Annotated in this window: 20 protein-coding genes; 8 read left to right on the plus strand and 12 right to left on the minus strand. The window is 57.6% G+C overall.

Annotated elements, in window-relative coordinates; translation table 11 throughout:
- Nucleotides 1–382 precede the first annotated feature (382 nt).
- Nucleotides 383–601, minus strand: coding sequence for a hypothetical protein (locus E6W33_RS22490; RefSeq protein WP_136419615.1), 219 nt, complete (start codon nt 599–601; stop codon nt 383–385).
- 233 nt (nt 602–834) lie between these two features.
- Here E6W33_RS22490 and E6W33_RS22495 point away from each other — a divergent pair, with 233 nt between their 5' ends.
- Entirely contained in the window at nt 835–1,671 is an 837-nt protein-coding gene (locus E6W33_RS22495) for a type IV pili methyl-accepting chemotaxis transducer N-terminal domain-containing protein (protein WP_168798723.1), read from the plus strand.
- Nucleotides 1,672–1,691: 20 nt separating this feature from the next.
- On the opposite strand, the gene E6W33_RS22500 is transcribed toward E6W33_RS22495, so the two are convergent.
- Complete coding sequence (locus E6W33_RS22500; protein ID WP_136419617.1) at nt 1,692–1,907, minus strand: hypothetical protein; 216 nt, start codon at nt 1,905–1,907, stop codon at nt 1,692–1,694.
- Between the two features lie 132 nt (nt 1,908–2,039).
- On the opposite strand from E6W33_RS22500, the gene E6W33_RS22505 reads away from it, so the two are divergent.
- A complete protein-coding gene (locus E6W33_RS22505; protein WP_136419618.1) occupies nt 2,040–2,267 on the plus strand; it encodes a hypothetical protein in 228 nt (75 codons plus the stop codon).
- Nucleotides 2,268–2,437: 170 nt separating this feature from the next.
- Here the strand turns inward: E6W33_RS22505 and E6W33_RS22510 are convergent, their stop codons facing one another.
- The gene (locus E6W33_RS22510) at nt 2,438–2,671 is read right to left on the minus strand and encodes a hypothetical protein (RefSeq protein WP_136419619.1); all 234 of its coding nucleotides are present in this window, start codon (nt 2,669–2,671) and stop codon (nt 2,438–2,440) included.
- A 197-nt stretch (nt 2,672–2,868) separates the two neighbouring features.
- Here E6W33_RS22510 and E6W33_RS22515 point away from each other — a divergent pair, with 197 nt between their 5' ends.
- Entirely contained in the window at nt 2,869–3,414 is a 546-nt protein-coding gene (locus E6W33_RS22515) for a YbhB/YbcL family Raf kinase inhibitor-like protein (protein WP_136419620.1), read from the plus strand.
- A gap of 169 nt (nt 3,415–3,583) precedes the next feature.
- Nucleotides 3,584–3,754: a hypothetical protein gene (locus tag E6W33_RS27145; protein WP_168798724.1), complete on the plus strand. Its 171-nt coding sequence runs from the start codon at nt 3,584–3,586 to the stop codon at nt 3,752–3,754.
- Nucleotides 3,755–3,793: 39 nt separating this feature from the next.
- On the opposite strand, the gene E6W33_RS22520 is transcribed toward E6W33_RS27145, so the two are convergent.
- Nucleotides 3,794–4,474, minus strand: a complete 681-nt coding sequence (locus E6W33_RS22520) for a class I SAM-dependent methyltransferase (RefSeq protein WP_136419621.1) — start codon at nt 4,472–4,474, stop codon at nt 3,794–3,796.
- Nucleotides 4,475–4,659: 185 nt separating this feature from the next.
- Here E6W33_RS22520 and E6W33_RS22525 point away from each other — a divergent pair, with 185 nt between their 5' ends.
- Together E6W33_RS22525 and E6W33_RS22530 are read left to right on the plus strand one after the other, a co-directional pair.
- Complete coding sequence (locus E6W33_RS22525; RefSeq protein ID WP_211097408.1) at nt 4,660–4,878, plus strand: hypothetical protein; 219 nt, start codon at nt 4,660–4,662, stop codon at nt 4,876–4,878.
- A gap of 146 nt (nt 4,879–5,024) precedes the next feature.
- A complete protein-coding gene (locus E6W33_RS22530; protein WP_136419623.1) occupies nt 5,025–5,309 on the plus strand; it encodes a hypothetical protein in 285 nt (94 codons plus the stop codon).
- A 14-nt stretch (nt 5,310–5,323) separates the two neighbouring features.
- Here the strand turns inward: E6W33_RS22530 and E6W33_RS22535 are convergent, their stop codons facing one another.
- The 4 genes from E6W33_RS22535 to mprF are packed head-to-tail and all read right to left on the minus strand — an operon-like array spanning nt 5,324 to nt 10,683.
- Nucleotides 5,324–6,094 (minus strand): ABC transporter permease, encoded by a 771-nt coding sequence (locus tag E6W33_RS22535; protein WP_136419624.1) that lies wholly within the window; start codon nt 6,092–6,094, stop codon nt 5,324–5,326.
- 3 nt (nt 6,095–6,097) lie between these two features.
- Nucleotides 6,098–6,946 carry an ATP-binding cassette domain-containing protein gene (locus E6W33_RS22540; RefSeq protein ID WP_211097409.1) on the minus strand — a complete coding sequence of 283 codons (849 nt, stop codon included), beginning with the start codon at nt 6,944–6,946 and terminating at the stop codon, nt 6,098–6,100.
- Between the two features lie 21 nt (nt 6,947–6,967).
- The gene (locus E6W33_RS22545; protein WP_136419625.1) at nt 6,968–8,110 is read right to left on the minus strand and encodes a metallophosphoesterase; all 1,143 of its coding nucleotides are present in this window, start codon (nt 8,108–8,110) and stop codon (nt 6,968–6,970) included.
- Entirely contained in the window at nt 8,095–10,683 is a 2,589-nt protein-coding gene (gene mprF / locus E6W33_RS22550) for a bifunctional lysylphosphatidylglycerol flippase/synthetase MprF (RefSeq protein ID WP_168798725.1), read from the minus strand. Before mprF ends, E6W33_RS22545 begins: the two co-directional genes overlap by 16 nt.
- Nucleotides 10,684–11,023: 340 nt before the next feature.
- Here mprF and E6W33_RS22555 point away from each other — a divergent pair, with 340 nt between their 5' ends.
- On the plus strand, nt 11,024–11,329 hold the full coding sequence (locus E6W33_RS22555) for a hypothetical protein (RefSeq protein WP_136419627.1): 306 nt from the start codon (nt 11,024–11,026) through the stop codon (nt 11,327–11,329).
- Between the two features lie 121 nt (nt 11,330–11,450).
- Entirely contained in the window at nt 11,451–12,350 is a 900-nt protein-coding gene (gene lpxO, locus E6W33_RS22560) for a lipid A hydroxylase LpxO (protein ID WP_136419628.1), read from the plus strand.
- Nucleotides 12,351–12,821: 471 nt separating this feature from the next.
- Here the strand turns inward: lpxO and E6W33_RS22565 are convergent, their stop codons facing one another.
- Genes E6W33_RS22565 through E6W33_RS22580 form a run of 4 tightly spaced genes read right to left on the minus strand, consistent with a single transcriptional unit; the run spans nt 12,822 to nt 19,093 of the window.
- Nucleotides 12,822–13,634 (minus strand): hypothetical protein, encoded by an 813-nt coding sequence (locus E6W33_RS22565; RefSeq protein ID WP_136419629.1) that lies wholly within the window; start codon nt 13,632–13,634, stop codon nt 12,822–12,824.
- A gap of 29 nt (nt 13,635–13,663) precedes the next feature.
- On the minus strand, nt 13,664–14,332 hold the full coding sequence (locus E6W33_RS22570) for a hypothetical protein (protein WP_136419630.1): 669 nt from the start codon (nt 14,330–14,332) through the stop codon (nt 13,664–13,666).
- Entirely contained in the window at nt 14,329–16,131 is a 1,803-nt protein-coding gene (locus E6W33_RS22575) for a hypothetical protein (protein WP_136419631.1), read from the minus strand. Before E6W33_RS22575 ends, E6W33_RS22570 begins: the two co-directional genes overlap by 4 nt.
- On the minus strand, nt 16,124–19,093 hold the full coding sequence (locus tag E6W33_RS22580) for a type VI secretion system Vgr family protein (protein ID WP_136419632.1): 2,970 nt from the start codon (nt 19,091–19,093) through the stop codon (nt 16,124–16,126). The genes E6W33_RS22575 and E6W33_RS22580 overlap by 8 nt, the downstream gene beginning before the upstream one ends.
- Nucleotides 19,094–19,114: the final 21 nt, after the last annotated feature.

The raw sequence follows: 19,114 nt of genomic DNA on the forward strand, positions 1-19,114 counted from the left end.
TAAGTTCGCAATCTCTATTCTGTTTGGATCATGCGGTTTTTACTTGGCAAACGGCGGCGTCCATGTAAGGCTCTTAGGGCAGCCCTCTCGCACAAAGCCGCTGCATCCCTTCGTTCGGGCACTTGTCGCGCCTGCGATGCGCGACAGGAATTCTCGATTGATTGACGCCGGCTGCGCCTTTTGTCTGGGGGCCGTACATGCACAGCACCATCAGTGTTCGGGATTTCCCGATAGGGCAATCTGACCCTCGTCAAGCATCCATGCCGCACTGCGTCTCGCCAGCCAAAGTCGCGGCATGGACGCAACACTTCATGTGCGCCCCGAAGGATTTCCCGTATCTCCTTGCACGCGATTGCAAAAGCGCAATGAGGCCCGCACCGACTCACCACAACTCGCCAAGCATGCGATTGGCCAGCACCTTCGCTTCCACCAGCGCTCCTTCCTGCGTATCGGACACATCGCCCGTCCGATGCACGGCCTGCTCTGAAATCGGCAGCCCTTCATGCAGCAGCAAGACCATGCCCTGGAATTGCCAGCTCGCCAATTCGTCAACCTGAATGTCGGCTCTCCAATGCACTGTGCGATAGGTCGCGGTTTTCATCGTCGCCATTTTGCCCGTGCGTGCCCACGGCCTCGCGTGAGTTCGTGAGTCCGTCTCCGTCATCGGCAGGTAAGCAAGGCCCACAATCCGCCTTGCATCGCTGCCGGGAGGAAATGAATGTGGATCAATGTTCGGACGATTCTGCAATAGTCCAAGCTGCATATGGTCGGCCGCCATGCGATCCGGCACCATACGCTCGCATCATGCCGTCCATACGAAAGGAGAATTCATTTATGTTGCGTCAGGTGGTCAGTGCGCTCTCGCTGGCAGTTTCCTGCTCGTGCGTCTTCGCAGCCAATCCGCCCCCGTCGCCTGTCTCGGTGTCGCCGCGCGCGTCCATGCCGGATGCGGGCGAGCTGATCAATGAAGCGGGGCGGCTTCGGATGCTCGCCGAGCGTATGGGCAAGGCTTATGCACAGCTCGCGCTGAATCTGATGCCGGACAAGGCGCAGGAGCAACTCGTCCAGTCGCAGAAGCGCTTCGAGGAAAACCTGAGCTTCATCAACCGCGGGCCGCTCCCGCCGCTTGCCAAGGTGGCACTCGACGCCATTGCCGCGAGTTACCGCTCCTATGCGAAGGCGCTTGCCCTGCCGCCGAACAAGGCGAATGTGCTGGCCGCCCATCGATTGACAGACAAAATCGTTACCGACGCCGAGAATCTGACTGCCGTGTTCGAGGGACGCGCGCTGTTACAAAATGCCGGCGTGGTCAATGCCTCGGGGCGCCAGCGCATGCTGTCGCAGCGCATGGCCCGTCTGTATTTTTCAGCGGCGCTGGGCAACGGCAAGGCCGGCACCGAGCCGTATCGCGCTGAGTTCAAGAACACGCTGGCGGCATTGGAAGCCTCGCCATTAAGCAATACGCAGATCCGTCGCGAGATCGAACTGGCGAAGACGCAGTGGGTATTTTTCGAGCAGGCGCTGCTCGGCCACGGGGACACGGCGAGCAACCTGAAAAACGTCGCCACCAGCAGCGAGCGCTTGCTGGAGACCATGGACAACCTCACCTCACTCTACAGCAAGGCATTGCGCGCGGTGCTTGGCAATCTGCAACTCGACGCAGCAAACTAGCCTGAACCGGTTTCCGGTGTTCATTCTTCCATGCCGCTGAGCGCCTCGATGTCCGCGATTGCCATGCGCAGCATCAGGTCCGGAGTGGCCTCGTGCGGCGCCATGCCGGACGCCATCGCATCGGGGAAGGATTTCTTCATCTGTCCATCGCGATGAATGAAATATTCCCCTTGATCGTACTCAATAGTGTAGGTGTATTGTTTTCCCGCGCGACGCGTATATTCATAAACTGGCATTTGTTCCCCCGTATGAAACCCTGATTTCCTGCCCTGCTATCAGACTAGCACCGCGCCCGGAAAGGGAATGCGCGTTCCGTCAAGGGGGTGATGAATATCCGCATGTATCCGCATGAATAGCCGGAGGCCGCGATGGCGCAGGAGACGATAGGTGAATTCGACATCGAATATTCGGGTATCCGGCTTGCCGATGTCGAAGGCTGGGGCGCCTATGTGACGATCTACGGGCCGTCTCACAACCCGATGCACAGGAACGAAGTATTTCCGCATCAGCGCGTCGCGGTGGAGACCGTATTCCCGACCGAGCGCGCCGCCGAGGAAGAGGCACGCAAGATCGCGATGACGCTGCTCAAGCACTAAGTACCTGCTCATAAAAAACTGTGAGATGGATGTGGTCCATGTCGAATGCGATGCAAGGCGCCTGACGCGACGCAGTGCGAGCACTGCCAGGGGCGGGCAACGCAGTAGCGCGCCGACTTGGGCCACAGACAATCACCGTGTTTTATGAGCAGGTACTTAGCCTTCGATGTTCAATCGACCACGCCCTGATCGCGCAGCCACGCCACCAGTTTTTGCATGTTCGGCTGATTGATTGAAATCGAGTTCGACACCAGTTCTCCGTCCGACACCTCTTCCTTGATCTGGATATCGACCATGGAATCGTTTCCGGGATGCAGGGTCACGACCAGTTGCTCGTTGTCTATCGCCGTCGTGTTCCGAATCACGGCTTGACCTGAATCGGACGCGTGGAATGTGGATTGCATAGGATTCTCCTGTGAGGATGGCGCGCTTCGGTTCATGCGCCTGAAACAATATTTCGCTGCAAAATGGCGCGGGTGGACTCGCGCATCGCCCTTCATGCATGGTCGAAACCTTTGAGAACAGATTAGCCTTTTTTGAGACGATTGCCAGAACCGCGTCCCGCCCCTGCCGCGGCCGATCAATGTGAAAGGAGCCACGCATGCGATACCTGACCTCTGCTTTTTTTCTGTTCGCTCTCCTGGCCGGCGATGTCCTGGCGCAGGATTTTCATGTTCGCAGCGCAGACATCCGCGACAACGCGACGCTCAAGTCCGACCAGGTTTATCGAGGCAGAGGCTGCGAAGGCGACAACCGTTCGCCGCAGCTTGAATGGTCCAGCGCGCCGTCGAACACCAGGAGCTTCGCAGTGACCATGCATGACCCGGACGCGGCGAACGGCAAGGGTTGGTGGCACTGGATCGTGATCGATATCCCCAACTCGGTGACCCGTCTCGACAACGGCGCCGGCAAGAAGGGCAACCTGCCGGATGGCGCAAGGCATGGCCGCAATGATTTCGGCAGCTTCGATTTCGGCGGCGCCTGCCCGCCAAAGGGCGACAAGCCGCACCACTATGTGCTCACCGTGCACGCGCTCGACATCGACAAGCTGCCTGTCGCCGCCGATGCGCCGCCTGTATCGATCGCATCGGCCTTGCATGCCCATCAAATTGCGGCAGCAACATTGACTGGCATCTATGGCCGCTGATCTCGGAGACCGATGCAAAGGAAACGTACTGCCAACATCAGCGTTTGCGAGCGGAATGCGAATGCGCAGCACCTTTGCGCCACATCACGCGCCGGCCATCTTGCCGATCACATGAGGGAGGTGCGCCGCCTATATTGATACCTCGTTTGACGCACGTTGGAGGCTTGCAATGAAATCACTCATGATCACAGTCACGGTTGCGCTACTGGCCGGTTGCTCCGGCATGGGTATGCATCGCGACACAAGCGGCAGTTCCGGGACGACGGGTGCGCAGTCGGGCGCATCGGGCAATGCGGATTACTATCAACGCGATGATGGGTTCCATTCCTGGATCAATTGATGTTCCGCGCAAATGCATGAGGTCCATGTTGCATTGACCTCAGCTTTTCTCCTTCCGGACCATCAGAAAAAAATGCGCCTTGATGCCGAAGACGCGTTTATGTCCGACATCATGTTCCGGCTTGCCGGGTAGCAGACTGGCAAATTTGTACAGCGCGGCTGCGTCCACCAGGTTGAGTTTCGATGCGGCCGCCGACCTGGTTCTGCCTGTCCACTTCAGCACACGCCACCACCACTTGTGCGGCAGCCAATGCAGGAACGGCAAGCGCGTGTTGAATTCGATCGGATAACGCCGATTCGCGGTCGTCACGAACAAGCCCTTGCCGGATACGCGAGCCAGCTCCTGCACCAGCGCAAACTGTTTCCCGAAGTCGCCCGTGCGCTCGATCACTTCGTTGCACACCACCCAGTCAAACTCGCCGTCGCCATAAGGCAGGCGCATGTCGCCCGACGGTTGCCGCCGAGTGCCGGCCGGCGCACCGAGCTGGAAGGTGGTGATGTTGGCGCGCTGCTGCGGGCCGCTCCAGGCAAACAGATAATCCCCATGATCCGCCGCGTCGTCAGGCAGCGCGATGCGCACGTTCAGTACGCTTCCATTGTTGTCGCCCTGCTTGAAGGCCGTGAAAGCGTCGAACAGCTTGCGCCGCTGTGAAGAGAGGATCTTGTCGATAAATCCGCGCGGCGGCGCGACATCATATTCCGCGTTAATCGCGTTTTTCAATTTGCATCTCCCTCGGCACGTGGAATTGGGATCGTTGCGTATTATTCAATGCGCCGGCACAGTCATGTTTTGTGCGAACACAACTTTCATGTCGGAGGCCTCGCTTTTCCCGTGGCGTAACAGATTTACAGCAGGGAACATTGTCATGCGGAACCTGTCTACCGGGAACAAGGCTTCTCGAGAGGATGGAAATGCGCAAGATACAAGTCGGCGATACGGTGGCGTTCCGGCGCGAGATCGTCATGAAATGCAACGCAAGGGGTATCACCGAGTTTCGCGCCACCGTCACCCAGGCCTGCGACGGATGGCTGTTTCTCAGAGCGGCCGACGGCCGCGAGAAAGTCATGCCGGCAAACAGCATGTGCAAAGTCGGGCGCAACGGCGCGGTCCTCGAACTCGTCTGACCGGCAAATCCTCTCTTGCATCCGCGCTTATTCCACATCAAGAAATTCCGATTTTCCCCATGTCGCGGCTGCGCTCGCGGCCATGCAAAGATGTAATCTTTTCTTGAGCAGAATCGCTCTGCCATGATCTTGCATCCATGGGAACCATGCACACAAGCGCATGCGACGAATGCCTCAAGTTGCCCTCCTTTGACGAGAGCCAGTGTCAACGCTGCCCACTTTTCCTGCTATTGACGCCGGATGCGCAGGACACGGGCACGACACCCAGTCCCACCGCAGCGGGAAAGCTGCGGCCGCTGCTGATCCTTGGCGTCGGCGTGATCAGCGCCGGCATCTGCGCTGCCATGCTCGACCTGGCAATGATCGCAGGCAGCCTGATCACCTTCGGCTTCGGCGCCTGTCTCGCAGACCATCTCCTGCACACGTCCTGAGTACCGGGCACGGATCAGCGAGCCAGCCCCGGATAAAGCCTGGACGCGATGGCCAGAAGCACGGCGAAGGTCAACACCATCACGCTGAAACTCGTGCTTTGGGCGTAGGCACTTCTTCCGCCGACAATCATCACGCCGCGCAATGCGTCCACCAGATAGGTCAGCGGGTTGAATGCGGCAATCGATCTCAGCCAGGCCGGCATCAGCTCCAGCGGATAGATTGCATTCGACGCAAAGAACAAGGGCATCGTGAGCACCTGGCCGATGCCCATAAACCGTTCGCGCGTCTTGACGATGCAGGCGATGACCAGCGAGAACGTCGAGAAAATGCATGACCCAAGAAAAACGGCGGCGGCCATGATAAGTATCTGCTTCAACTCCCAACGTACGGCCACGCTCAGGGCAATCGCCACGAGATAGACCACGGTTGCCTGCACCAGCCCCCTCAAGCCCGCTGCCAGCGCCTTGCCAAGCACCAGCGCGCTGCGGTGCGCCGGGGTCACCAGCAGCTTGTGGACGATGCCCAGATCACGCTCCCAAATGATCGCGATGCCATAGAAGATCGCACTGAAGAGAATGCTTTGCGCAAGAATCCCAGGCGCCATGTAATCCAGGTAGCGCAGGTTCCCGGTCGGTATACCCCTTACCTGGCTGAAGACCTGACCGAAGACAGCCAGCCACAATACCGGTTGCACGGCGCGCGACAGAAGTTCGGTAGGGTCGCGCAACAGCTTGTGCATCTCGGCTTTGGCGATGGCGGCGGTCTCGTAGAGGAAATCGAGCATGTCTTATCCCAGCCGCTGAATGGTGCCGCGGCTTTCACGTATATCGCGGAAGTTGCCGCCCTGATCGATCACGGCGCCGCTGAAATGAACAAACACGTCCTCCAATGTGGCCTGAGGTCCGACCTGCGCCTTGAGCTCGGCAGGTTTGCCCAGGGCCGCCAGTCGGCCCTGGTGCAGAATAGCCAGTTCATCGCACAGGATGTCGGCTTCCTCCATGTCGTGCGTGGTGATCAGGATGGTCATTCCCTTGGCTTGACGCAGATGCTTCAGTCTTTCCCACACGGCGCGCCGGGCGACCGGGTCCAGGCCGATGGTCGGCTCATCCAGAAACAAGACCTCCGGGTAATGCAGCGTCGCCTGCGCAATCTCAAGGCGGCGAATCATGCCGCCGGAGTAGGTTCGCACCAATTTTGCCGCCACCTCCTGCAAGCCGGAAAACGCCAGGGCTTCGCTGATGCGCTCTTCGCGCCGGGCACCGCGAAGTCCATACAGGCTCGCAGACAGGCAAAGGTTTTCGTAGCCGGTCAGACCGCCGTCCGCGGACACCATCTGCGGCACATAGCCGATATGGCGCCGCACATCGACCGGCTTCTTCGCGACATCGTAGCCGGCCACTACGGCCGCCCCGGAACTGGCGTCGAGCAAGGTGGTGAGGATCTTGATCGTCGTACTCTTGCCGGCGCCATTCGGGCCCAGGAGCCCGAAAATCAAGCCGCGCCCCACAGTCAGGCTTAGTCCTTCAAGCGCGGTGAAGCCATCGAAGCGTTTGCACAAATCGACGGTGGCAATGGCGGCATCTTCCGTGTCATTCATCACGATCTCTTCATTGTTCCATGCGCGCTCGCGCAGCATGCAATCAACATCATCCGCTCTTCAGGTCATATGCGCCGTGAGCTGAAGCAAGGTCAGTTCGGGTTCAGTGCCGAAGCGCACCGGCGGCCCCCAAGTCCCCGTACCCGCATTGACATACACCCACATCGAACCAAGCCGCGACAACCCGGCAACATGCGGCGCATGCACCAGGCGCACAGCAATCGTCCAGGGAAAGAATTGCCCGGCGTGCGTATGTCCCGACAACTGCAGGTCGAAACCGGCTTCCTGCGCGCGCGAAGCCAGGGAGGGGTTATGCGCGAGCAATATGCGCAGTGCGCGCCCAGCCTGCGGCGCCACGGCGAGATCAGGGCGCGGCTTCTGCTCCGGATCGGTCAAGCTCAGTGCCGGATCGACGACGCCGCCGACCACGACCTTCGCACCGTCGCGCTCAAATATCCGATACTCGTTGAGCAAGACTTCCATCCCGAGCGATCGGAAATGCGCGATCCATGCCTGCGCGCCGGCATAACAGTCGTGGTTACCGAGAATGAAAATGCTTCCGTGGCGCGCCCTCAATTCGCCCAGCGGCGCCACATGGCGTGCCAGGCGGCTCACAGGGCCGTCGACGATGTCGCCGGTGAGCACGATGAGGTCGGCGTTCAACGCGTTACTCATCTGCACCACGCGTTGCACGTAGCGCTCGCCGATCGTTGGCCCGACATGGAGATCGCTGATCTGGACGATGCGCAAGCCGTGCAGCGCGGGATGAAGACCGTCGACCGGAATCGTCACCCGACGCAGATGCGGCCCGCGGAAAGCGGCCAGCAATCCGACCGCCAACGCGGCAAATGAACCGGCAAACACCAGCGTCGGGCCGGCGTCATCAAGCAAGCTGAACAATGCTTGCGCGTGAAGCGCCCATGCCGCCGCAAGAAGAACGTCGCGTGCCAGGGCAAGCAGCACCAGAAAATTCAACCACCCCATGCAGAGGTAACTGGCGGCATGCACCAGTTCGTCCGCCGCAGTCGAACTTTCGCGGTCGCCTGCCCAGTAGACTGCGGGCACGATCCACACCATGAGGAACGGCAGTGCAAGCAAACAGCGCTGCGGCCAGGTCGCGCCCAGGCGAAATGCGACGTAGATGTACCCCGCAATGAGGATGACACTCAAGGTCAGCACGAAGGGGCTCAGAAATCGTCGCATGATCGTTTTTGCGCAGCAGTGCCACGCTTCGAAATGATGCCTGGGACGCTGCCCGCCATCAGCGCAGCGACGTCGACAAGGATCGCGGGCAGGGCCACGCCACCTGGCGAAGCAAGATACAAAGGCCGCCAGACGGGATTGAACTTGGCTTTATAGTGACGCAAGCCCGCGAAGTTGTAGAAGTGCTCGCCATGCCGATACAACAAGGTTCCGAGAGAGCGCCATATCGGCATTTGCGCGTACTCGGCCAGCCCGGACAGGGGTGCCATGCCCAGGTTGAACCACTTGAATCCTTCCTTGCGCCCCCATAGCATCAATTCGCAGAACAGCAAGTCCATGGTGCCGTTCGGTGCGGACGGCAAGTGACGCATGAGATCAACCGACAACTCTTCCTTGCCCGCGCCGAGCCACAAATTGGCGAAGGCGATGATTTCCGTACCGCTTCGCACGACTCCCACCGGAAACTGCTTGAGGTAATTCGCGTCGAACGAGGCGTTCGAGAATCCTTTTTCATGTGTCGCCTTGCCGGCCAACCAGGCATCGGAAATCTGCGCCAGCGACGGCAGCATCGCAGGCACTGCCTCGCGCGGGAGAATGTCGAAGCTGTAGCCTTGGCGCTGCATTCGTGCTCGCGCCTGACGCAGTCTCTTGTGCGCCGACGTGTCGATGTCGAAGTCGGTCAGCGCGACACGCGCTTCCTCGCCGAGCGGCGTCAGCCCAAGCCCCAGTTCGGCATACTGAGCACGCCACTTCTTCCCCACCTCGAAGAATACGCACCAGCCATCGAACCGGTCGCAGAGATCATGGAACTGCCAGAGCAGCTCGCGCGCACCATCGTCCGCGCCGACGGGATCTCCCATCGCGATCCAGCTGCGGCCTCTGCGCCCATACATCAGAAATGCATCCTGTGCTGCACTGAACAGCACTGCCTTGTCGCCCCGCAGGACAAGGTTCGCATAGGTCGCCGTCGAACGTTCAACAAGAGGACGCACGCGCTCCAGGTCGCTGATGTCCGGTAATGGTGGCATGGGCTGCATCGGCCCCAGCAGGCGATACAAGGCGAACATGGCGATCAGCACCATCGCACCGACAGTAGCGCGGAGCGAGCGCGAGGCTTCGGCGTGCAGTGCGAAAGTCCACCACGATTGTTCTGAATACGGAGCATTGCCGTATGCGAAGAACAAGAGCCAGGAGGATGCAGCCATCACTATCACGATGGCAGCCGTCCACGCTCCGCTGAACGGTTCTCCCAGCAGAGAGGACTTGCGATAGAACTGGCGGCGCAAGGACAGCAGCGCAAGGCATGCAAGGACGAGCACGCTTGCCTCTTCGAAGTCCCAGCCTTTGGATAGCGACAAGGCAGCTCCTGCGCCGAGCAACAGCACTGCAAGATGCCAGGCCGCGTCGAGGCGCCGCTGTAGCGCACGTGCGAGCAGCAGCAATACCGCCCCAGCAAGGCTTGCGACAAAGTGGGAAGCTTCGATCAGGGGCAGCGCCAGGACATGATTCAATGTTTCCAGCCGCCCCGCCGCTGCCGGCACCGATCCGGAAAACAGCAACACGGCACCCGCGACGAAGACCGTGGCCGCCAATAATTGCGGCGCTACCGCGATGAGCAAACGTGAGCCTTTCGCCACCATGCCGCGCAGATGCCATAGCGAACCCGCGCGCGAGCGTATGGCCGCCAGCGCTGCCGCGACAACCAGCGGCGCGACGAAGTAAATCAGGCGAAACATCAGCAACGCACCGGCGAGGTCGATGGCGGCGACGCGCCGCCCGAGAAGCAGCACCACCGCCGATTCGAAAACACCCAGGCCGCCCGGCACGAGACTCACATTGCCGGCCACCAGGGCGACGAGAAACACCGTCAGGCAACGGGCGAATCCAATGTCGGCCGATGACGGCAGCAAAGCGTAGAACACAGACGCCATCAGGCACAGGTCGAGGGACGCAACCATGATCTGGCCTAGCGTTAACGCAAGCGATGGCAAGACGGTGTTTCGCCACGCAGGCATTAATCGCTTGCGCATCGCAACCAGTACCAGATAGGCGGCAAGCAACGCAAAGAAGACGAGCCCGAGTGGCCGCGTCGTCGCTCCTGCCCATTCGATTGCAGCGGGCAGATTCACCGGAAAGAGCACGAACACCGTTCCGCCGACAAAGAGAAATCCCAGCCAGAAACCGACGCTGCAGAACAGCACGACTCGCGCGATTTCGGAAGTCGACAGACCCGCAGAGGTGTAGATCCAGTAACGCACGGCCGAACCGGTGATCAAGGTATTGCCGAAGTTGTTTCCCAGCGCATTGGCAATGAAAGACGTCGCGGCGGCGGTTGGCACGGTCAGCCGCCGGCCGATGAATCGCAGGCCCAGCAAATCGTAACCGGTGAGTACCCCATACCCGGCCACTGCCAGGATTGCGGCCTGCACAAGCGAGAGCGCCGGCAGCGCGGACAAGGCCGCCTTCAGTCCCAGGTAGGGCTGTGTGCGCAGCCAATCGTGCAAGATCAGCAACGCCAGCCCGAAGACAGCGAGGCCGACAAAGGGGCCTATTCTTTGCAGAAGGCGGGGCACGATGGCGACCCAAAAAGTTCCTGCGTCGCACGTGTGCGTTCAGTGTGGTTTGAGCCGCGAGCTTGCATAAGATTGCTCCCTTTTGGGTTCAGTATAAGAAGGTCAACGTCTTATCCACTGGCGCATATCGCAAGAAGTCAACCGACAAGAATTGACAAAGCTCAATCGCGTCGAGGCTTGGCTGGGAGCCCAGGCGAACCAATGTCGCGCCTCTACAAAATCGGTTACAACTTTCTTCGCAAAAATGTTTTCCGGCTGCAAATCGACCGTTAGAATCGTCGCTGCGGCGTCTCTTTGGCAGACGATGCATTCGAATCAACAGTGCTTTTGTCGACGGAAAATGATGGAACAGGTGTTAAGCGTCTTGTACGGCGCATCGGGCATTGCAGCGTCGGCCTTGTACGTGCCTCAGATCCTGAAGTATCACCGCGACCGCGACGCCCGCCTATCCATCTCGCTGCTGGCGTGGGGCGGATGGATTGCCATCGCGGCAATCGCTGTCTTGTACGCACTGTTTGTTGTCAGGAATTCGCTGATTGCAATGGTTGCCGGACTGAATATTCTCGCCCAGCTGACCGTGCTCTTCTATGGCGTCAATGCACGCATGAGCAAGGGCGCCGGAGCCCTCTCCTCCACGAAACCCTAAGCACTCCTCTGCGCAGGCAATTTGCGTTTGCATAAAGCACACGCCTTGTCGATACGGTATTCATGCAGATCGCCGGCCGCACCCGCCATGCCGGCATGTTTTTCCTGCATCGAGTCGTGCCATGAAATGGGCTGTCGTTTCTCTCTACCTGCTTTCGATCCTCCACATCCACTTTCGCGGAAAGGTGCGCCTGCCTTTCATGCGCCAGTTGTTCGACCATTCGTCGTTCATGGCGCCGATCAATCTGTTCATGCACCTGTTCTCGCGCGTACCATCCACGCCGTATTTTTCGAACGACGACTTCAGGGAACTCAAGCCGCTGGAAGATCAGTGGGAAACGATTCGAGCGGAAGCCTTGAACCTGATCGCGCTGCAGAAAATCAAGGCGGCGGAGAAGAACGACGACGCCGGTTTCAATTCCTTTTTCAAATATGGCTGGAAGCGCTTCTACCTCAAATGGTATGAAGCCAGCCACCCCTCCGCGGAACGCCTGTGTCCGCAAACGGTCGCCTTGCTACGCGTGATACCGTCCGTGAAAGCGGCGATGTTTGCCGAATTGCCGCCGGGAGGAAAACTCAACATGCACCGTGACCCGTTTGCCGGATCGCTGCGCTATCACCTCGGGCTGGTCACGCCCGACAGTGAGCGCTGCTTCATCGAAGTCGACGGCCAGCGCTACAGCTGGGCCGACGGCAAAAGCGTGATCTTCGACGAAACCTACATCCACTGGGCAAAGAACGACACCGACTGCGATCGCATCATCCTGTTCTGCGACATCGAGCGGCCGATGCGCTACCGCTGGGCGCAGGCAGTGAACCGCTGGCTTGGACGCACCATGATGACCGCCGCGAGCTCGCCGAACGAAACTGGAGATCAGCTCGGCGGCGTCAACAAATTGTTCCGTTTCGTCTGGATGGCGGGACAATATCGCCGACGGTTCAAGGCCTGGAACAGGAACGCGTATTACGCGACGAAGGTGGTGTTGATTGTGTCTGCGGCGGCGTTGATTGTGGTGGTTTAGCGTAGGTACATTAAATGTGGTGATGCCGCGCATTTTGGCGAGCGAGCTTAAGAGACCAATTCATCGCTTGGGAAACTGAATGGTGTTTCGTCGTAGATGTATATAAGATCACGTGCGACGACAAACGTTTTCTCTTTGCTTTTTGGGCTTGGCCGGCCGTGAAAATAACCTCGTTTTGCACGGACTACACTGACGCCTGACCAACTACCGTCTTCATCAAGCGAATCTCAAATTGCGTTCCTTTTTCAAGGACAGCAGGTTCGCCGAGAGAACCTAAAATCCAGCCACAGTTTCCCGCTGCATCGGTATGACTGACAACTATGGCAGCGTTTTTGCGGCTTTGTTTAATTAGCCCGGGTGCAAATGCCTCAGGAGAAGGTCGCGCTGTTGAAAGTGGTGCGGTAGCATCAGCTATAAGCAACTCTGACGCCGGGGGAATCAAGAAAACGAAAATGGTGAATGTTCATGTTTTTAATTTCTTATCCCAAGTAATAACTTTCCATTCCTTTCCTCCACAATAACTTCGAGAGTGCGATCTGGATTCTTTACGTCAACCGCCCACGAAGCATATGATGCTTTGCCTCCCTTGCTGCTGTTCCATTTGAATTCTGCCTCGCAAGCTGCGCCTGGCTTTAGCTCAATAATTGCGCAGTGGTTCTTAATAAGAAGAATATTGTTTTGCTCATCGGTGGCAGACCACTTTTCAATTGCCAAAATTGAGTTGCCGCTATTGATAAATTTGACTTTAGCACTGCCGGCGGCCGCTTCTCCCAATTCGAGACCAGATACGGGTTTTTCGTTAAGAAGCGAGCTAAGCCAACCAGTCTTCAAATTGCCAACAATCCTTTCTGGGGCTCGAACGTTAGCAGGGAGGTAATCTTTGTTTAGCAGCATCAAAGGGTAGTTAAATGAAAAACTACCCGGTCCGAAGTTGTGTGCGTTTAAGCCAAATCTTGCTTCAAAGATTGCAAATCCCCGGCAGGAAAAAGCGGCTTCACGTAGCTCGACACTAAACCCAATAAGCGTTGGCATCGCGCCGTCTGAGTATTCCTTTGGGGCTACGATGTAGTATTTGATTCCCGAGTAATCGAGGTCGTCCCATGATGCAGAAATGGTTCCTAGGTTAATTTCGCCGTTGACTTGGTTGAACTTCTCGTCGGTTAGATATGCTCCGCTCTTTAGGGATTTGCATACTTCTGAATTTGATTTTGAAGCGCTGGCAATAGGGCAAAACGCTAGCGTTAGCGCGAAAATGACAAACGATGGAATGAGTTTATTTTCCATGCCGTTGTTGATCGATCGCTTGCCAAAAACTATTTGAAATGCTGAGGAATCTTCAAGGATTTTCTGTTGTATGTTCCATCCCACTCTGGATTGGCCACGCTAGGATAGCTGTCGATCAGTGAACGGAAACCACTCAGATAATAACTATCAAAATTTGACACTTTCCATACGCCTCCAAGCCTAGTGAGATAGACGATTGTCCCTTCATGATCTTGATCAATCGGATCCTTTCCGGGCTCCAGATAAGTCCAGAATCTCACTCCCACCGTCGCTTTGTCGTTAGTAATTTCTGGAGTTTCAATGCGGACCAATTTGTATTTCTTATCGCTCCAATAATCAGGATCGTTGAGTGGCATATCAGTATCATCGAGCACCTCAAAACCATATCTGGCACCTCCGACGACCTCGCACGCTTTATTGTCTCGAAAAAATTCATTGATGATTTGTTCGGAGAAATAAGGACTGAACTTTTTAACGAAATTCCCCTGTACATTTTTACCCCCCCAAACGCAGACGAAATCACGCGAGCTAAATTTATAGACTTTTTGAACGGTGTCGAGCACTGCTTTCTCGTCTGGCGTAGTGGCCTTGCCTACTGTGACTATGCGTGCCTTCGAAGAATTCTCTCCTGCTTCCGCCGATCCGCTGGCTATCCCAAGGCAAATCAAGAAAACGAAATAAAAGGAGCGCATGTTCATTTGATGGTTAACTCCGCTAAGAATTTTTCGTAATTAGACATCATTTCCGAAACACTGTATTTTTTTGCCTCTGTGCCGCCTGGCAATGACGTCCATTGATATGGAGATCTGGTTGCTAAAAGATTGGCCGCTTTTTCGATTTCACCTTTTCGCACCAAACCCAATTCTGTTATTCCTTTATTGGCAACATAGCCTTGCCCAAGGTGAAGCTCCATGATTGCGGTAGCAATACGATCCTGAACTGCAGGGCTGAATTTAGGAGCGTTCCCAAGTATTGGCACGCGCGGGTGGGGCGTTTTGGAATCCGGGAGTGCATATCCCTTCCATACACTAGGTCGAATGCCGTAGGCGCCGGAAGCAGAAAACTTGCTTGCGCTTCCTTCAAAAGGATGGGTGTTAAAGCTGTCGAACATTAAGCCCATATTCGCCGCCAAAGGCAACGCACGGTATGTTGCTTGGTCACCGTATTTTTTTGCAACAGTTTCTGCTTCACGATAGCGAATGACTTTAAGAAATGCGAGCATTCGCAGTTCCGGCATCGGATCAAAATATTTGCGATAAATGCCGGTTACCCGAAATTTGGAATAGGGCAAATAAGACTCGAAAAAGTCGCTCAAATAGCCATCATATGTGCGGATGTCTATGTGTCCCACGTAATGAGGATCGTCGATTTTTTCGTAGACGATAATGTCTCCTGGTGCTGCCCATCGCGCGTCCGGAATCTGAGTGGTGATATCAGTAAAGCCAGCGTTAACCAAGGCTGCCCCCATGTCTTTGGCCGCAGCAATGAGCGGAGCAATATCGCCGTTGTTATGACTGTACCCGGCTTTCCAAAGAGCGATCTTCACATACTTGTTGCATCTATGAACGGATGCACCAAATCCGTTGGCGTTCTTCGTCCCGGCAATCTGATATTTGCCGCTCTTCATTTTTTCAATGATCGTGGCACTCGTATCAGCGGTGTGGACCCATCCCGCTTGTTCCATTCCAAATTCAATCAGGGCTTTCACCTTGTCCAGATCGCTTTTGCCGGCGTTTGGCACCGGGGTGTAAAAGGCATGCTGTCCATACATGTTCTGTAGGCCATCTTTCACAATCGCCGTTGGATGGCCACTCTCATTTCGGTCTTCAAGAACAGTTGGCTTGACGTCGGGGTTTCGTGAAATATTGGGTTTCGCCTCCGGTTTTTGGTTATGGCTTTTAATGGTGTCTTCTTTCCTCTTATCTGCCTGACCGGCACTTCCATTGTGAGTCAGCGTGCTGAATTCAAAGCGTACCTTGGGGCTTTGCAGGCATGCAGTGTTCTCTTGTGCGGCAATGGGGCCAATCGCGGCAAATTTGTAACTACCATCGTCCTTTTTGACTTGCACTTCAAAGCGCGTGCCGACTTTTAGACCGGAAATCAACGGGGCGCGGCCTTTTGTGTCGGTTGTCCCTTTGAATACTTCTTTCGGGGTTGGAGTCGCGCGTCCCGGAGAGAGCCTCGGGCCAAGATCCAGTACGCGGAATGCCAGATTCGGTATCGGATCACCGTGCGCGTCACGCATGTAAAGGTCGAGCGTCGCGTTGTCACAATCATTTTCCTGCTCTACAGAAGTCGTTGTGGACGCAGGGGGCTGTTCGCTCGCTGACGATCCCGTGGATGCCGCTTCGTCATCCGTGGGATGCTTCGAAGTGCTTTGTTCGGCTGATGGAGATGTTGGTGTGCTTGGCGCAGTTGGCGCCGAAGGGAGATCTGAATCGTTATTTGTATTCTGTGTGTTGGTCACAGAGATGTCGTTTGTATCGAAGTTATCCATTCTTGTTGTCCTCGGATATCTTGTGAATGCAGTCGAGGGAAAGATTCCATTCGCCGTCGCCAACGTAAAGCACGATGTCTTCCGGTTTTTTTGTATAGATTCGCGCGGTGTCGCCTAATTGATCAGTGCTGCCATGCGCCATGACTTCGCCGGATTTCCTGCGGAATTCGTACGGCAAGTTTGCGATTGCTTTTTTCGTTTCAGGGTCCATGCCGATAAAGTCGCTTAAGTCAATCTGCACGCTATAGCGGCGAAGATGCTCAGGCAGAGGTAAGACTGGCAAATCGATTTTTTTCTTCGCCGGCCCATCCAGCACCTTCATCCCCGCCTTGAACTCCACCTTCCCCGGCGCATGAATCTCGATGTTGCCGCCGGCGATCTTGATATATGCCCCGCCCGCCGTCAGCATCACATGTTCCTTCGCCGCGACTTCTACCTTGGCGCTGGTGCTGTCGATGCCGACATTCTTGTCCGCCGCGATCTTCACTTCGGCGCTCTGCGCCTGGACATCCACCTTGCCTTGCGCCGCGTGCAGCTTGATGCCCTTGTCGCCCTGCTCCTTGCGCGCGGCTTTGGCATCGCCGCAGGTGAACAGGCTGATGCCTTCCTTCACGGCGAGCGACAGGTTGCGGCCGATGGTCGCGCTGACGTCGGTGCCGCCCGTGATGGTGATTGCGCCGGCCGCTGCATGAACATCGGCGGGTGTGAGCAGCGCAATGCCGCCCGGTGCGCTCATGACCAGATCGGGGCGGCCGAACGCGTGGACCGTGCCCGCTCCGCCGCCGTCGGCCGTGCCGATGCCCTCTGCGGTCTGCGCGAGAGAATCAAGCGCTCGCGCAAGGACCGTTTCCGGCTGCGTGTGCCGTTCCTTGTCGAGTGTCTTGCCGGTGAAGGCATTGTGCTTTTCTGCGGTGTCGCTCAGGCTCTGTTGCAACTCGTGGGCCTGCGTCAAGTGTTGGTGTGCTTCTTTCACGTCCATCTGCGCCGAGCCGGCTTGCGGACGCTCGTCGGCTGAAATGAGCAAACCCTGGCCGGCGCGCGCAGCACCGTAGGCGGCGGTGGTGAGTTCCACGCCATGACCATGGCTTTGCTTTCGTGCGTTGTCGCGCTGTCGCTTGATGTGGCCGAGGTTGAGATGGGTGGCATGTTGCGTGGTGTGCAGGCGGGCTCCGACCTGGCCAGTGCTGTCATCGAGGATCAGCGCGTTGTGGCCGCCCTGCCCATCCTGACTGTGGCCGATCTCCTGGGTCTTGAAGCCGGACAGGATGGCGTTGTGCGCATGCTCGGCGCTGTTGCCGGCGAACCAGGCGGGAGCGTTGCCGATAGCGGGGCCGGCGCCTTGCGCGACCTGGTTGCCTTGCGCATCGTCCATGCCTTTGCCGTTGTACAGGCTGCCGATGACAACGGGTCGGTCGATGTCGCCTTCGAGGTAGTCGAGGATGACTTCTTGTCCGACGCGCGGGAGAAAGCTGCTGCCGAAGTTGGGCCCGGCGGCGGCTTCGGCCACGCGTACCCAGACGTAGGCGCCATCGTTGCCGGGCGCATTGTCGTCGCCTTGCGGATGTGGCAGACGGCTGTGACTGCGCGCGCCGCGCTGCCAGTGCATCTGCACCTTGATGCGATGGTCGCGCTCGGTAGCGATGTCCTGACCGGGCGTGCCGACGACGATGGCGGTATGCACGCCGTGGACGGCGGGTTTCGGATGCAGCAGGGCGCCATGGCCGTCCTCGGTCAGGGTGCGCCACGGGATGTCGGCGCGCAGTGCGGTGAAGCGGTTGCTGTAGATGGCTTCTTCTTGCACTGGTGCTGATGCGGTATTGGCGAACAGGCCGTCGATGAGTGCGCGTGCGTCAGAACCGAGATTGTTGCGTCCCCGGTGCTGCACGCTGATGACGGCGAAGGTGGCGGCTGCGTCGCCCTCGCTGTGACGCGCAGCGTCGTGGATGGCGTGTTCGGCCAGGAGGAAGGTAGTGCCGGGTGCGAGGGTGCGTACGGTGCTCTGGCCGGCATACATCTTGTTGCGCGCTTCCAGCGCTTCCAGTTGCAGGCGGGCGCTGCGTTCGACGGCTTCCTGGTCGCCGAAGCGTCGAACGCCAGGATGGTCGATGCTGACCAAGCGTGGGACGTCGCCGTTGTCGTGGGCACTCTGGAATTCGGTATCGAACAGTCTGGCCTGCGTTTCATGCCAGCTGCCGAGAAGGATGGTATTGGTACCGATTCTGCGCTCGCCATGCCATGCGGTGATGCTGTCGCTGTGTTCGACGGCACTGGCGCGGTGATAACGGATGGTCGCTTGCGCATTGGCGGTGAAAGCGCCGTTGTGATCGGCGATGACGAGGGTGTGGCTGCCAAAGTGTTCGTCGTGCGTGTCGCCGATGTGTTCGAACCAGTAGAACAGGCCTTCCTCGGCAAGCAGGCGCTCGACGAAGGCGAGATCGCTTTCCTCGAATTGGCTGCAGACCTCGCGCGGTTTGTACTGGCCGGGATCGGCGAGCGCGGTACGCCATGCGGGTGCCAGCATTCCCTTGTCCTGATAGTCACTGAAGATCTCGGCGATGATGTCGAGGACGTTCTTGCCTTGCCATACGTAGCTGTCGCGACGGTGACGCAGGAAGGCAAGCCAGGGTTCGAGCGTGAGGCGGTAGCGTGCGAAGCCGCCATCGGCGCCGAGACGCTCGAAAGCGGTGACGTGGCCGTGTATGGGGCGCAATTCGCCTGATTGCGTGAGCAGTTGCAGCAACGCGGGCTGACCAAGCAAAACAGAAAGGTCGAGATGCGCGTCGGTACACAATACGGTGATGGTAAAACACCAGGTTTCGCTCAGCGCTTCGCGGCCGTCGATGTGTTCTACCAGCAGCTTGTCGGCACCGAGCGAGGTGCACAGGCGCAGCAGGCGGGTATCCTGGGTGAATTGGGCCAGGAGCGCACGCAGAGACTGCGCGGCATGCATTGCATCGATCATGCTTTTCCCTGAAATCGTTAT

Source organism: Herbaspirillum sp. ST 5-3, assembly GCF_004804275.1.
In the GTDB taxonomy this organism is placed as follows: Bacteria; Pseudomonadota; Gammaproteobacteria; order Burkholderiales; family Burkholderiaceae_D; genus Noviherbaspirillum.